The following is a 13,455-nucleotide window of genomic DNA, read 5'->3' as shown; positions in this document are numbered from 1 at the left end:
GTGTCCACCAGACTTGACCCTCACGCGACGTGAGGCGCGATCGTGGTTTCTCGCAAGGGCCATTCGGCCGAAGAAACAGGGGGAGAGCGATGGGCTACCGGGTGGGCGAGGCGGCGGCGCTGGCCGGCGTCACCGTGCGCACGCTGCACCACTACGACGAGATCGGCCTGTTGTCGCCGAGCGGGCGCACCGCGTCCGGCTACCGGCGCTACGCCGCCGCCGACCTCGACCGGCTGCAGCGGATCCTGCTCTACCGGGAGCTCGGCTTTCCCCTGGAGACGATCGCGTCCGTGCTCGCAGAGCCGGGAACCGACGCCGACGGCCACCTGAAACGGCAGCGGGAGCTGCTGGTGGCGAAGGCGGAGCGGATCGCGCGCATGGTCGCGGCCGTCGATCGATTGCTGGAGGCGAGAGCCATGGGCAACGCGTTGACGCCCGAGGAGAAGTTCGAAGTGTTCGGCGGGTTCCAGGTGCCGGACGGCTACTCGGAGGAGGCGGTCCGCCGGTGGGGCGGCTGCGCCGAGTGGCAGCAGACCCAACTGCCGGAGAGCAAGGAGGAGTGGGCCGAGGCGGAGCGGCGGCGGAAGGACTGGGTGCGGCGGCTGGTCGCGCTGGTCGACGACGGCGCGCCCGCGGACAGCCCGGCGGTGGCCGAGCTCGCCGAGGAGCACCGGGCGATGCTGGCGGCGGTGATGGGGGAGTGCGGGTACGAGATGCAGCAGAAGATCGCGGACCTGTACGCCGACGAGCCCGCGCAGCTGGCGTTCCTCGTCCGGGAGGACGAGCAGCGGCCCGGCATCGGGGCGTATGTGCGGGACGCCGTCCGGGCTAACGCCGTCCGGCAACGGGTCTGATCCCCGGGGGTGGGAGGGACGCGGCGGTCGTCCCTCCCACCTCATGGGAAAGCGGACGGACGTCACGCTTACAGTCGGAGGCATGCAGACTTGGTCCTCCGTCGCCGTGCCCCGGCTGCCCGGCACCCCTCGCCCCCTCCGGCTCCACGACACCGCGACCGGGCAGGTCCGCCCGAGCGCGCCCGGGGCCGTCGCCCGGATGTACGTCTGCGGCATCACCCCCTACGACGCCACCCACCTCGGCCACGCCGCCACCTATCTCGCGTTCGACCTGGTCAACCGGATCTGGCGGGACAACGGGCACGAGGTGCACTACGTCCAGAACGTCACCGACATCGACGAGCCGCTGCTGGAGCGCGCGGAACGCGATTCGGACGACTGGGTCGTGCTCGGCATGCGCGAGACGGCGCTGTTCCGCGAGGACATGGAAGCGCTGCGGGTGCTGCCGCCGCGGCAGTTCGTCGGCGCGGTCGAGGCGATCCCGGAGATCGTCGAGGTGATCGCGAAGCTGCTCGCCAACGGCAGCGCCTACCGCGCGGACGACGCCGAGTTCCCGGACGTCTACTTCGACCACAACGCGACCGGCCGGTTCGGCTACGAGTCGAACTACGACGCCGAGACCATGGCGAAGTTCTTCGCCGAGCGCGGCGGCGACCCGGACCGTCCCGGCAAGCGGCACCCGCTGGACGCGCTGCTGTGGCGCGTCGCGCGCGAAGGCGAACCGTCGTGGGAGTCGGAGCTGGGCGCCGGACGGCCGGGCTGGCACATCGAATGCAGCGCCATCGCGGTGAACCGCCTCGGACTCGGCTTCGACGTGCAGGGCGGCGGTTCCGACCTGATCTTCCCGCACCACGAGTACAGCGCCGCGCACGCCGAGGCCGTCGCCGCCGATCACCCGTTCGCCCGGCACTACGTGCACGCCGGGATGATCGGGCTCGACGGCGAGAAGATGTCGAAGTCCCGCGGCAACCTGGTCTTCGTGTCGCGGCTGCGCGCCGACGGCGTCGACCCGGCGGCGATCCGGCTCGCGCTGTTCGCCGGGCACTACCGCGAGGACCGGGCCTGGACCGGCCAGCTGCTGGTCGATGCGCAGGACCGGCTGGCCCGCTGGCGCGAAGCGGTCGCGCTCCCAGCCGGACCGGACGCGGAGGACACCGTGGCGCGGCTGCGCGACCACCTCTCCGACGACCTGAACACCCCGAAGGCCCTCACCGCGATCGACGCCTGGGTCACGTCGGCACTGCGCCGCGACGGCACCGACCAGGCCGCTCCGGGTCTGATCAAGGAGGCCGTGGACGCCTTGCTGGGCATCGTTCTCTGAGTTTCAGCCGCGGGCAGTGGCCGGAACTCCCGGCCACTGCCCGCCGACTCAACTGTATAACGACCTATACATCCTCGCGATGGCCATCCGCCAGCGCAAGGTGGTCGCCCTCCCAACGGCGACGCAACCACCGATCATGGGAAGCAAGGACGACCGCGCCGGGCGCGCTGTCCAGCGCCTCGGACAATTCCTCGGCCAGGCTGAGCGACAGGTGGTTGGTCGGCTCGTCCAGCAGCAGCACGTCCGGCGGTTCCGCGAGCAGCACCGCCAGCGCCAACCGGCGACGCTGACCCACTGAAAGCTCGCCGACCGGCCGGTCGTGCTCCCTCGGCGGCAGCAACCCGAGCGTGGACAGCGAAGGAGCCGCCTCGCCGGCCGCGGCGCGGTACACCTCCTGCGCGGTCCGCTTCGGTCGAGCGAACGCGACGTCCTGCTCCAGCAGCCCCACTCGCACGCCGGGTCCGAAGTGGACAGTCCCGGCCGACGGCGTGAGCTGACCGGCCAGCACCGACAACAGCGTGGACTTCCCGGCCCCGTTGCCGCCGGTCACGAGGAGCCGCGCGGTGCGGTCCACGTCCAGCTCGTCCAGGTGCACGCGGCCGGGCACCGCGATGCCGCGCACCGACACGGCCGGGCCTTCGCCGCCGGCGTCCGCGGTGAGCGGGGCTCGAAACCGCAGTGGTGCGGGCGGTTTGCGGACCTGCTCGCGTTCCAGCGTGTCGAGCTTGAGCTGGGCGTTGCGGACCCGGCGGGAAATCTGCTTCTGCACGCGACCGGTCTTGAAGTCGTAGAGCATCTTCGCGTTGTCCCGGGGAGCGCGGTCGTGCGCTACCCGCCGCGCGGTGCCGTGCACGGCTTCCCGCAGCTGTTTGAGTTCCTCCTGTTCTTCGCTGAACCGCTGCTCCCACCGGGCTCGTTCGGCCTTTTTCTGGCCGAGGTACGCGGTGTAGCTGCCGCCGTAGCGCGTCGCGCCGCCGACGCGGCGGTCCGCCGGCGCTGGGTCCAAGTCCACGATGTCCGTGCAGACCGCGTCGAGGAACACGCGATCGTGCGAGGACAGCACGACGACGCCGGTCAGCTCCGCGAGGTGGCGCTCGAGGAACTCCATGGCGTTGTCGTCGAGGTGGTTGGTCGGCTCGTCGAGCAGCAGAATGCGCGGCCGCCGGACCAGCAGCGCGGCCAGTCCGAGCCGCGACCGCTGGCCGCCGGAAAGCGTCTGCAGCCGCCGGTCGTGCTTGATGTCGCCGAGTCCGAGACCGGCGAGGACGAGGTCCGCGCGCCGGTCCGCGTCCCAGAGGTCGTGGGCCTGGGCCCATTCCAGGACGTGGCCGTACTCGCTGAGCGCCGCCGGATCGTCGGGGCGTTCGGCGAGCACGGTGGCCAGTTTGTCGAGCGTTGCGGCGGCGGTGCGGATCTCGGCCAGTGCCTCGTCGAGGACGTCGGAAACCGTTGCGGTGCCGGCGAACGGCAGCTCCTGGAAGAGGAAGCCGAGGTCGCCGTGCCGCACGACGTCGCCGGCGCGCGGGACTTCGAGCCCGGCGAGCAACCGCAGCAAGGTGGATTTCCCGACCCCGTTTTCGCCGACGAGACCGATCCGCCTCCCGGGCGACGCGACGAGCGAGACGCCGTTGAGGACGGTGCGGGCGCCGTAGCCGAAAACGAGATCGGAGGCGTGCAGGACAGTAGACATGAGTGATCACCGGGCCTTCGCGGTGGAAGCAGAAATCCCCGACGGGCAACGCGCGGCTTCCCGGGAGCAGGGCTCGACCGGGAGCGGCCTCGATGCGGGGAGGGCTCGGATCAGCTGTACATGATGGCCAGGAGGATAACTCGGGAGCGGCGGGGGAGGGCAACCGGTTTTCTCCGGACGCGGTCCGCGAAGCTGGCTCCGAGCGGCCGCGCGAAGAGCTGTTCCGCTACCGCAGTGACTAGCGCTCGCTGCCCCGTGTACGACCCTGAAGCGGCCGGTTCGCCCCTGAGCGCTTGCGCTCCTTGCCGCGCGGTGCCGGTCTGCTTGACGTCGCGTGGTCGGCCTGCAACTCTGAAAGAACTGTTTCGAAAGAATCCCTTCAGAGTTTGGACCGCTGATGACTGAACTGCCCCCGCGGAAGCGAGTCGACGACGTCGAGCTGCTGCGCGCGCTCGCCCACCCGCTGCGGTCCGCCCTGGTGCACCACCTGATGGCAGTCGGCCCGTCGACGGCGAGCGAATGCGCGGACGCGGTCGGCTCGACGGCGTCGAACTGCAGCTGGCACCTGCGCAAGCTGGCGGAACACGGCCTGGTCGAACGGGCCGAAGGCGGCGACGGGCGGGAGCGGCCGTGGCGGGCCTGCCAGGTCGGGCTGGTGCTCGGCGGCTCGGGCGACGACCCGGCGCTCGCGGCGGCGCAGCTGGCGGTCACCGGCACCGAGCTGGCCGAGGAACAAGAGCTGACCCAGCGGTACCTCGACACGATCGAGGAGCTGGACGAGGACTGGCGCGAGGCAGGCGGCTTCTTCTCCTACGGATTGAACGCGACCCCGGAGGAAGTCGCCGCCCTGACCAAGGCGATCGACGACCTGGTCCGGCCGTACGTCAGCACGATCCGCCAAGACGCCCCGCCCGGCGCCCGCCCGGTTTTCCTCGGCATGCGCGCGTTCCGCCGGATCGGGCACGACGGGAAACCGGCATGAGACGGCTGCTGGCGGCACCGGGATTCGCCCGGCTGTGGGTTTCCGCGTTCTTCGGCGAGACCGCCGAATGGATGCTGCAGGTCGCGCTGCCGGTGTACCTGTTCGTCCGCACCGGATCCGCGGTCACGACGGCGCTGAGCATCGTGCTCGGGCTGCTGCCCGCGGTACTGCTGAGCCCGGTCGCGGGGATCGTCGCGGACCGGCGGGACCGCCGGGTCGTGCTGGCGGTCGTGTGCGCCGGGCAGGCGGTCGTGGTGCTGCCGCTGCTGGCCGGCGCCGAGCTGCCGGTCGCGGCGGTCTACGCGGTGATGGCGGCGCAGGCCGGGCTGGCGTCGGTGTTCGAACCGGCGCGCAGTGCGCTGGTCCCGGAGCTGGTGGGCGTCGAGGACGTCACCCCGGCGAACGGGCTGATGAGCGTGAACAGCAGCGTCGCGCGGCTGGCGGGCGGCTGGGCCGGGGGAGCGTTGCTGGGCTGGGGCGGGCTGGACCGGGTGGTCGCCGGCTACCTCGTCGCGCTCGCGGCGGCGGGGATGCTGCTCGCGTTCCCGTTCCGCCGGGTCGCGGTCCGCACGACCGCGCCGGAGCGGGCGGACTGGCTCGCGGGCGTGCGCGATCTGGCGGGCGAACGGCTGCGGGCGACCAGTGCGTCGGCGCTGCTGACTTCGCTCGCGCAGGGCATGTTCCTGGTGCTGTTCGTGGTGTTCGTGCTCGACCTCCTCCGGGGCAGCGAGGCGGACGCCGGGCTGTTGCGCGGAGTGCAGGCGATCGGCGGCCTGGCGGCCGGATTCGCGGTGGCGACGCTGGCGCGCCGGGTCGCGCCGGTGCTGCTGCAGGGCTGGGGCCTGGTCGCCGCGGGGCTGATGTCGGCGGCGATCTGGAATCTGCCGGCCGCGACCACGGTGCTCGGGGTGTACGTCGGCCTGTTCATGGCCGTCGGCGCGCCCGCCGTCGTGGCCGGGGCCGGGCTGCTGTCGCACGTGCAGGCCGAGACCGGGCCGGACCGGGCGGGACGGGTGCTGAGCACGGTGTACGCGCTGACGGCCGCGGGCACGGCGGCCGGTGCGCTGCTGGCCGGCGCGCTCGTCGCGGTGACCGGGCCGACAGTGCTGCTGAACGTGCAGGCAGGCCTCCACGTGAGCGCCGGGCTGGTCGTTCTGGGGTGGGGGAATGGGCGGTTCCGGCGCTCCCGGGCGCGGAAAGTCGTTACGGTGGACGAGTGCCGTCTCTCTTCGCCACCAGCGACCTCCACGTGACCCACGAGGGCAACGGCCCGATCGTCGACGAAATCGTGCCCGGCGGTCCCGGCGACTGGCTGCTCGTCGCCGGCGACGTCGCCGAGTCCGCCAAGGTCGTCCGGGAGACGCTCGCGACGCTGCGCGAGCGGTTCGCCAAGGTCGTGTGGGTCCCGGGCAACCACGAGCTGTGGACCACGCCGAACGACGAATGCCAGCTGCGCGGGCAGGCGCGGTACGAGTTCCTGGTGGAGCAGTGCCGCGCGATCGACGTGCTCACGCCCGAGGACGAGTTCCCGGTGTGGGACTTCGGCCCGGAGCCGCTGACCGTCGCGCCGCTGTTCGTGTTCTACGACTACAGCTGGCGCACCCCGGCGACCGAGGGCAAGACCCGCGAAGAAGCGCTCGCGCACGCCCGCGAGATCGGCGTCGTGTGCACCGACGAGTACTACCTGCACCCGGATCCCTACGAATCGCGCGCAGCCTGGTGCGAGCAGCGGCTGAAGGTCAGCCGCGACCGGCTGGACGCGATCCCGGCCGGGCGCCGCACGATCCTGATGTCGCACTGGCCGCTGCACCGGCACCCGACGAACCCGTTGTACTACCCCGATTTCGCGCTCTGGTGCGGCACCACGCAGACCGAGGACTGGCACCTGCGCTACCGCGCCGAGCTGGCCGTGTACGGGCACCTGCACATCCCGCGCACGACGTCCGCGGACGGGGTGCGCTTCGAGGAGGTGTCGCTCGGCTATCCGCGGGAGTGGCGCAAGCGGGAACGCGGCGCGGTTCCGGTGCGGAAGCTGCTCACCGCCTGAGCGCGACCGGCCAGCCCGGTCGCGCTCCTCGGCGGATCAGTCGAACGAGAGCCGGCAGGCCGTCGCCGCGACCTGCGCGGGAACGTAGGCGCGGCGAAGCACCCAGTAGCACTCCTCGAACGAGTCGGCGTCGCACGCGTCGTGGGCGAGCCAGGGCTCGACGTCGTACTCGCCCACCGCGTAGTCCATGCAAGCGCCGAAGTCGTTCACCTTCACCGGCGAAACCGGTGCCGCCGACGCTGTCGCCGCCGACGCGGTGAGCGCGCCCGCTGCGAGCACTGCCGCCGCTAGTGCCTTGCCGAACATTCCCATACCTCCTGGTCCGCGCGATGTCGCTCGCGCCAGGCCAGTCAACGAGACGCACTCGGGACGGCACCAGAGCAGCGCGGCGCGATCAGTCAACGGCGCAGGCACCGTCATCCCGCCGGGCGGCGCGGATCACTGTTCGGAGTTGCTCGATCACGGTGCGTTCCCCCGCTCGCGCAAGGGGAACACCCGGTCCCGATGCGGGTCAGCGGAGGCCGAACCCGCCGTCCTGCCCGGGGCGGCGGCGCCGCAGGTAGCGCTCGAACTCGGCGGCGATCTTGTCGCCGGAGACCTCTTCCATGGTGAAATCGGTCTCCGCGTCGCCGCGTTCCTCGAGGCTGCGCACGTACTCGCTGATTTCCTCGTCCTCGTCGGCCATCTCGCTGACCGTCTGCTGCCACTCCTCGGCCTGCTCCGGCAGCGCGCCCAGCGGGATCTCGACGTCGAGCACGTCCTCCAGCTTGTGCAGCAGCGCCAGCGTGGCCTTCGGCGACGGCGGGTGCGAGACGTAGTGCGGCACCGCGGCCCAGATCGACACCGCGGGGATGCCGGCCTGCACGCAGTAGTCCTGCAGGATCCCGACGATCCCGGTCGGGCCCTGGTAGTTGTTCACCTCGAGCCGGTACTTGCTCGCGGTGTCCTTGTCGTGCGCCGTCCCGGTGACCGGGACCGGCCGGGTGTGCGCGGTGTCGGCCAGCAGGGCGCCGAGCGCGACCACCATCGCCACGTCCAGCTCCTGGACGTGCTCCACGATCTCCGCGCAGAACTTGCGCCAGCGCATGTTCGGCTCCGGGCCGGTCACCAGCACCAGGTCGCGGTCGTAGCCCTCGGGGCGGCACACCGACAGCCGCGTGGTCGGCCATTCGACCCGCCGGGTGATGCCGTCGACCATCTTCACCGTGGGGCGGCTGACCTGGAAGTCGTAGTAGTCGTCCGGTTCGAGCTCGGCCAGCGGGGTCGCGTCCCAGGTGAGCTGGAGGTGTTCGATCGCCTGGCTGGCCGCGTCGCCCGCGTCGTTCCAGCCTTCGAAGGCCAAAATCATGATCGGGCGCGGGGCATCGGCGCGGTCCTGCTCCGGGTCGCCGGGCCGCGGGGTGTCGTCGACAGGCTCACTCACCTGACCAGCCTACGGCCTCGGCCACCTACGCTGCGCAGCGTGTCCGCCCCCGCGTGTCACGGGACGGGTGTGGCCCCGCTCACGGCGGACCGCGTGGGACGCTGGAGGGGAGCGCGCCCGGCCGGGGCGCCGCGCCGGACAAGGAGACACTGTGACTGCACCGTCCTCTTCGGACGGATTGGCGGCTGTCCTCTGGGACATGGACGGCACCCTCGTCGATTCCGAGAAACTGTGGGACGTCGCGCTGTACGAGGCCGCCGAGGCGCTCGGCGGCACGCTTTCGGAGGAAGTCCGGATGACGCTCGTGGGGTCCAACATGGACGCCACCGCGACCGTGCTGCTGGAGCAGACCGGCCGCCCGGTCACGCCGGAAGCGGTCGCGGAAACGGGGGAGTGGATCCGCCGCCGCACCGCCGGGCTGTTCGACGACGCGCTGCCCTGGCGTCCCGGCGCGCGCGAGGCGCTGGCCGCGGTCCGCGCGGCCGGGCTCAAATCCGCACTGGTCACCTCCACCGAACGGGCGCTGACCGAACTCGCGCTGGACACGATCGGGCGGGATTTCTTCGCCGTCACGGTCTGCGGCGACGAGGTCGACGGCCAGAACAAGCCCCTCCCTCGGCCGTACCTGAAGGCCGCCGAACTGCTCGGCGTGGCCCCGGAGCGCTGCGTCGCGGTCGAGGACTCGCCGCCGGGCGCGGAGTCGGCCGAACGCGCCGGCTGCACGGTGCTCGTGGTGCCCAACGACGTGGCCGTCCCGGACGGCCCGCGCCGCGTGTTCCGCACGTCGCTGGCCGGCGTCGGCGTGCCCGAACTGGCCGCGCTGCTGCCGCCGCTGTGACCTCGGCGGCTTCCGGGTCACCCGGAACGGCGCGGGCGAGCGCGGGATGAAAGGATTCGGCCCCGTGAAGACCTTCGATGAGCTGTTCGCGGAGCTTGCCGAGCGCGCGCGTACCCGTCCCGACGGGTCCGGCACCGTCGCCGCACTGGACGCCGGAGTGCACGCCCAGGGCAAGAAGGTGCTCGAAGAGGCGGGCGAGGTGTGGATCGCCGCCGAGCACGAGTCCGACGACCGGCTGGCGGAGGAGATCTCGCAACTGCTGTACCGGGTGCAGGTGCTCATGCTCGGCCGGGGGATCTCGGCCGAGGACGTGTACCGCTACCTGTGACGCGCTCGCGCACCGGAGACCGAGGAGAGACCGAAATGCTGCGTGTTGCCGTGCCGAACAAGGGAGCCCTCGCCGCCGCGTCGGCGGAGATGCTTTCCGAGGCGGGCTACCGCAAGCGACATGACGGCAAGGACCTGACCGTCCTCGACCCGGTCAACGAGGTCGAGTTCTTCTTCCTCCGCCCCAAGGACATCGCCATCTACGTCGGTTCCGGCGAGCTGGACCTCGGCATCACCGGCCGGGACCTCGCGCTCGACTCCGGAGCCCCGGTCGAAGAGGTGCTCGCGCTCGGGTTCGGCGCGTCGACGTTCCGGTACGCCGCTCCCGCCGGGCGCGACTGGAAACCGGCCGACCTCCAGGGAAAGCGGCTCGCGACGTCGTACCCGCGGCTGGTCCGCGACGACCTCGCGCGGCACGGCGTCGAGGCCGAGGTGATCCGGCTCGACGGCGCGGTGGAGATCTCGATCCAGCTCGGGGTCGCCGACGCCATCGCGGACGTCGTCGAATCCGGGCGCTCGCTGCGGCAGCACAATCTCGTCGCGTTCGGCGAGCCGATCTGCGCGTCCGAGGCGGTGTTGCTGCAGCGCGCCGGCAGCGAAGGATCGCGGGCGAAGTCGCAGCTGGCGGCACGGCTGCAGGGCGTGGTTTTCGCGCAGCACTACATGATGCTCGACTACGACTGCCCGCGCGACATCCTCGAGCAGGCCATTTCGATCACGCCGGGCCTGGAGTCGCCGACGGTGGCCCCGCTGGCGGACGAGAAGTGGGTCGCGGTGCGGGCGATGGTGCCGCGCAAGGAAGTCAACCGGATCATGGACGAGCTCGCCGAAACCGGCGCGAAAGCCGTGCTGGCGTCCGACATCCGCTCCTGCCGGCTCTGATCGCGCCGCCGCCGCGGCGGGATCGCCTTCAAGCCGGCGTCAGGGCGGAGCGGCGTGCGGGCCTGGCGGCCTGTCACACCGCTCCGCCCCGACGCCGGCGCGATCCCGCGTTGTTGTCAAGTCCGAAGTGGACAGTCTTCAGCGCGGGCGGTTCGGCCGTTTCGGCATCAGGTCGTACAGCTTCTTGCGCGCGCCGTTGTCGTTGACGTTGCGGGCCACCGCGACCTCGGAGATGAAGTCCTCGAAGACGAACTCGTCGTCCGCGGGAACCTCGGTGGGACCGGGATTCTGCGCCAGGTACCCGTCCAAGGTCTCGGCGATCTCGCGGAACGACACCGCCTGGATGGTCTCCGGGGCGAACGTCGTCACCGGGACGCCGTGCGCGGCCGCCTCGTTCATCACCACGCCCAGCGGGATGTGCGAGAGCATCGGCACGCCGAAGGAGTACATCTCCTGCAGCGCGGCCGCGGCGTAGTGCGAGATCGGGCGGCGGTACAGGCCCGGCACGATGCCGAACCACGAGATCGGGGCGCGGCCGGTGGTCTGCTCGACGTAGCGGACCTGCTCCGACAGCAGGCGCAAGGCCCGGATGCTCGTCTTGTCCGGCTGAACCGGCACCAGGATGCCGTGCGAAGCGGCCAGCGCGTTGTTCGTCAGCACGTCCTGGGCGGGCGGGCAGTCGATGATCACGTGGTCGTAGTGCGCGAACTGGATCACCCGCGCCAGCTGCCAGCCGGGCACCCGGAACTGGTCCAGCCTGCGGATCAGGTCGAACATCCCCGGCGACGTCGGGATCACGTCGAACGCGCCGCCGCGGCCCAGGTTGCTGCGCGGATGCGGCACGGCCAGCTGCTCGATCGGGCCCTTCCACAGCTTCGTCAGCGCCTTCGCCAGGCTCGGCGCGTCCGCCGGGACCTCGTCCATGCCGAGCATCTCGGTCGTCGCGTGTCCCTGCGGGTCGAGGTCGACGAGCAGCACCCGCCTGCCTCGTTCGGCGAGGGCCGCCGCCGCGCCCACGCTCAGCGAGGTCTTGCCCACCCCGCCCTTCTGGTTGACCACCGAGGTGATCTGCATGCCGGAGCGCTCCCTTGTCGGTCGTTCCGCGAAGGCTATCGGACTTGCCCGCGCCAGCGCGCTCATCCGCCCCCGGCCTGTCGCGGACGCACCAGCAAAGCCTGCGCGCCCGTGCCGACCGGACCGGACCGGTCGTGCAGCGTACTGGTCGCGGTGCCGATCCCGTGCGGCCCGACCAGCGTGACCGCGTCGAGCCCGATCCACTCGCCCTCGGGCATCCGGCGCAGGTGCACGGTCAGCTCCGAATTGATGAACCACCAGTCCGCCGTCGGCAGGAAATGCGACACCCCGCTGCCGGAATCGGCGATCACGAACAACCGCTGCAGCCCCGTCGGCTCCTCGCCGTCGACCAGCGGATACCGCTGCCGCGCCCACACCGCGGCCGGACCCGGCCCGGAAATCGCGCCGCGCACCGAACGCCATTCGATCGCGTGCAGGTAACCGCCCTGCCAGCCGTCCGGGAAAGCCGCTTCGCTGCCCGCCTCGGCCGCGGGCAGCAGCGGACCGCCGTCGGTGGCGATATCCGCCGTGTCGGACGTCGCGATCCGCCACCCCGACGCGCGCGCCACCGTCCGTCCGTTCGCGGACAGCTCGGACTGGACCAATTCGACCGTCCGGCCCGGCCGTTCGATCCACGACCGCTGCTCCAGCACGCCCACCGGAGCCGGGCCGAGAATCTCGACCGTCACCCGGGCCAGCTCCGCCGGACGATCCGACCCCAGCCGTTCGAGCCCGCGCACCAGCAGCGCCGACGGCGGGCCGAAATGCTGCGCGCCCGGACTCCACGGGCCGGTGGTGTGCTCAGTCGCCTCGTACCGCTCGCCGCCCAGCGGGAGGAAGAACGCGTCGCCCATCAGTCGGCCCGGTCCAAGACCGTCTCCTCGCCCGGATCCGGCTCCGGCCAGCCCGGATACTCCGGCGGCGTCCCCCCGAACTCCGGGCAATGCGCCTGATGGTCGCACCACGAGCACAGCTTGCCCTTGTTCGGCCGGAAATCGCCGGTCTTGCCCGCCCTCAGGATCGCCTGCCAGATCGCCTCCAGCGTGCGCTCGAACCGGACCAGCTCCGCCTCGTCCGGCGTATACGCCAGCGACTGGCCGTCGGTCAGGTACATCAGCTTCAGCTGCCGCGGGACCACCCCGCGCAACCGCCACAGCACCAGCGCGTAGAACTTCATCTGGAACAGCGCCTTCGCCTCGCCGATCTCGCGAGGAGCCGCCCCGGTTTTGTAGTCCACGACCCGGATCTCGCCGGTCGGCGCGACATCCACCCGGTCGATGTACCCGCGCAGCAGCACCCCCGAGCCCAGCTCGATCTCGACGTGCAGCTCGCACGCCTCCGGCTCCAGCCGGCGCGGATCCTCCAGCTCGAAATACGCGTCGAGCAGCTTCTCGGCCGAAGCCAGCCACTTGTCGGTCTCGCCCGGCTCGCCGTCCGCGAACAGCTCCGTCCACTCCGGACTCTCGCTCGACAGCTCGCTCCACGTCGGCGCGAGCAGCTCCTTCGCCCGCGGAGCGACCCGCTCCGCGGCGGGAAGCGCGAAAAGCCGCTCCAGAACCGCGTGGACGAGCGTGCCGCGCAGCTGCGCCCGGGTGGGCACCTCCGGCAGCCGATCGACCGCGCGGAACCGGTAGAGCAGCGGGCACTGCTTGAAGTCGCTCGCCCGGGACGGCGACAACGCGGGCCGCCTCCGGGCGGGCGCGTCGGCCCCGGGAGGGGTGGTGACCGTGGCGGTGTCGGACATGGCCAGAGCGTAACGCGGGGGTACGACAATTGTGTTTGCCCCGCCTTCGGCGGGGCGGGCGGGATCGCCTTCAAGTCGGCGTGCGGAGGGGCGCTGCGCCCGGCCCGGGGGGCCGTGCACAGCGCCCCTCCGCACGCCGACGCGATCCCGCGTGGTGGCTGGGTTCGGAGTGGCTGGGGTCGGGGTCGGGGTGGTTGGGTCGGAATGGGTGGGGCCGAGGTGGCTGGGGTCGGGGGAGAGGGGAGTGTGGCGTGGGCGGGGTCGGTGTGGTGG

14 protein-coding genes are annotated in these 13,455 nt (G+C 71.7%); 8 read left to right on the top strand and 6 right to left on the bottom strand.

Annotation, left to right across the window (positions count from 1 at the left end):
• Window positions 1-89 precede the first annotated feature (89 nt).
• Window positions 90-854, top strand: a complete 765-nt coding sequence (locus F9C11_RS29085; protein WP_409180542.1) for a MerR family transcriptional regulator — start codon at window positions 90-92, stop codon at window positions 852-854.
• An 82-nt stretch (window positions 855-936) separates the two neighbouring features.
• Complete coding sequence (mshC, locus tag F9C11_RS29080) at window positions 937-2,175, top strand: cysteine--1-D-myo-inosityl 2-amino-2-deoxy-alpha-D-glucopyranoside ligase (protein WP_409180541.1); 1,239 nt, start codon at window positions 937-939, stop codon at window positions 2,173-2,175.
• A 64-nt stretch (window positions 2,176-2,239) separates the two neighbouring features.
• Here mshC and F9C11_RS29075 read toward each other — a convergent pair whose 3' ends face one another.
• A complete protein-coding gene (locus F9C11_RS29075; protein WP_409180540.1) occupies window positions 2,240-3,865 on the bottom strand; it encodes an ABC-F family ATP-binding cassette domain-containing protein in 1,626 nt (541 codons plus the stop codon).
• Between the two features lie 397 nt (window positions 3,866-4,262).
• On the opposite strand from F9C11_RS29075, the gene F9C11_RS29070 reads away from it, so the two are divergent.
• Genes F9C11_RS29070 through F9C11_RS29060 form a run of 3 tightly spaced genes read left to right on the top strand, consistent with a single transcriptional unit; the run spans window position 4,263 to window position 6,894 of the window.
• The gene (locus F9C11_RS29070) at window positions 4,263-4,847 is read left to right on the top strand and encodes an ArsR/SmtB family transcription factor (protein WP_409180539.1); all 585 of its coding nucleotides are present in this window, start codon (window positions 4,263-4,265) and stop codon (window positions 4,845-4,847) included.
• The gene (locus tag F9C11_RS29065; RefSeq protein ID WP_409180538.1) at window positions 4,844-6,100 is read left to right on the top strand and encodes an MFS transporter; all 1,257 of its coding nucleotides are present in this window, start codon (window positions 4,844-4,846) and stop codon (window positions 6,098-6,100) included. The genes F9C11_RS29070 and F9C11_RS29065 overlap by 4 nt, the downstream gene beginning before the upstream one ends.
• Complete coding sequence (locus F9C11_RS29060) at window positions 6,064-6,894, top strand: metallophosphoesterase family protein (protein ID WP_409180537.1); 831 nt, start codon at window positions 6,064-6,066, stop codon at window positions 6,892-6,894. The genes F9C11_RS29065 and F9C11_RS29060 overlap by 37 nt, the downstream gene beginning before the upstream one ends.
• A 36-nt stretch (window positions 6,895-6,930) precedes the next feature.
• Here the strand turns inward: F9C11_RS29060 and F9C11_RS29055 are convergent, their stop codons facing one another.
• Together F9C11_RS29055 and F9C11_RS29050 are read right to left on the bottom strand one after the other, a co-directional pair.
• On the bottom strand, window positions 6,931-7,200 hold the full coding sequence (locus F9C11_RS29055; RefSeq protein ID WP_409180536.1) for a hypothetical protein: 270 nt from the start codon (window positions 7,198-7,200) through the stop codon (window positions 6,931-6,933).
• Window positions 7,201-7,405: 205 nt separating this feature from the next.
• Entirely contained in the window at window positions 7,406-8,317 is a 912-nt protein-coding gene (locus F9C11_RS29050; protein WP_409180535.1) for a PAC2 family protein, read from the bottom strand.
• A gap of 151 nt (window positions 8,318-8,468) precedes the next feature.
• On the opposite strand from F9C11_RS29050, the gene F9C11_RS29045 reads away from it, so the two are divergent.
• From F9C11_RS29045 to hisG, 3 genes are all read left to right on the top strand, one after another.
• Complete coding sequence (locus tag F9C11_RS29045) at window positions 8,469-9,155, top strand: HAD family hydrolase (protein ID WP_409180534.1); 687 nt, start codon at window positions 8,469-8,471, stop codon at window positions 9,153-9,155.
• A gap of 64 nt (window positions 9,156-9,219) precedes the next feature.
• A complete protein-coding gene (locus tag F9C11_RS29040) occupies window positions 9,220-9,483 on the top strand; it encodes a phosphoribosyl-ATP diphosphatase (protein WP_033287726.1) in 264 nt (87 codons plus the stop codon).
• 35 nt (window positions 9,484-9,518) lie between these two features.
• A complete protein-coding gene (gene hisG / locus F9C11_RS29035; protein ID WP_409180533.1) occupies window positions 9,519-10,364 on the top strand; it encodes an ATP phosphoribosyltransferase in 846 nt (281 codons plus the stop codon).
• Between the two features lie 138 nt (window positions 10,365-10,502).
• On the opposite strand, the gene F9C11_RS29030 is transcribed toward hisG, so the two are convergent.
• The 3 genes from F9C11_RS29030 to F9C11_RS29020 form a co-directional block, all read right to left on the bottom strand.
• Window positions 10,503-11,438 carry a ParA family protein gene (locus F9C11_RS29030; protein WP_409180532.1) on the bottom strand — a complete coding sequence of 312 codons (936 nt, stop codon included), beginning with the start codon at window positions 11,436-11,438 and terminating at the stop codon, window positions 10,503-10,505.
• A gap of 62 nt (window positions 11,439-11,500) precedes the next feature.
• Entirely contained in the window at window positions 11,501-12,292 is a 792-nt protein-coding gene (locus F9C11_RS29025; protein WP_409180531.1) for a thioesterase family protein, read from the bottom strand.
• Window positions 12,292-13,182: a RecB family exonuclease gene (locus F9C11_RS29020; RefSeq protein WP_409180530.1), complete on the bottom strand. Its 891-nt coding sequence runs from the start codon at window positions 13,180-13,182 to the stop codon at window positions 12,292-12,294. Before F9C11_RS29020 ends, F9C11_RS29025 begins: the two co-directional genes overlap by 1 nt.
• Between the last annotated feature and the right edge of the window lie 273 nt (window positions 13,183-13,455).

It is taken from the genome of Amycolatopsis sp. VS8301801F10, from assembly GCF_046195355.1.
Taxonomy (GTDB): Bacteria; Actinomycetota; Actinomycetes; order Mycobacteriales; family Pseudonocardiaceae; genus Amycolatopsis.
The sequence above is the reverse complement of the archived record's forward strand: the minus strand, read 5'-3'. Positions and strand labels throughout refer to the sequence as shown.

What these genes read in the sequence shown, in the direction of transcription:
- hisG (WP_409180533.1), top strand. Translation starts at nt 9,519, where the DNA reads ATGCTGCGTGTTGCCGTGCCGAACAAGGGAGCCCTCGCCGCCGCGTCG.
- mshC (WP_409180541.1), top strand. Translation starts at nt 937, where the DNA reads ATGCAGACTTGGTCCTCCGTCGCCGTGCCCCGGCTGCCCGGCACCCCT.
- F9C11_RS29055 (WP_409180536.1), bottom strand. Translation starts at nt 7,200, where the DNA reads ATGTTCGGCAAGGCACTAGCGGCGGCAGTGCTCGCAGCGGGCGCGCTC.
- F9C11_RS29020 (WP_409180530.1), bottom strand. Translation starts at nt 13,182, where the DNA reads ATGTCCGACACCGCCACGGTCACCACCCCTCCCGGGGCCGACGCGCCC.
- F9C11_RS29075 (WP_409180540.1), bottom strand. Translation starts at nt 3,865, where the DNA reads ATGTCTACTGTCCTGCACGCCTCCGATCTCGTTTTCGGCTACGGCGCC.
- F9C11_RS29025 (WP_409180531.1), bottom strand. Translation starts at nt 12,292, where the DNA reads ATGGGCGACGCGTTCTTCCTCCCGCTGGGCGGCGAGCGGTACGAGGCG.
- F9C11_RS29070 (WP_409180539.1), top strand. Translation starts at nt 4,263, where the DNA reads ATGACTGAACTGCCCCCGCGGAAGCGAGTCGACGACGTCGAGCTGCTG.
- F9C11_RS29065 (WP_409180538.1), top strand. Translation starts at nt 4,844, where the DNA reads ATGAGACGGCTGCTGGCGGCACCGGGATTCGCCCGGCTGTGGGTTTCC.
- F9C11_RS29030 (WP_409180532.1), bottom strand. Translation starts at nt 11,438, where the DNA reads ATGCAGATCACCTCGGTGGTCAACCAGAAGGGCGGGGTGGGCAAGACC.
- F9C11_RS29085 (WP_409180542.1), top strand. Translation starts at nt 90, where the DNA reads ATGGGCTACCGGGTGGGCGAGGCGGCGGCGCTGGCCGGCGTCACCGTG.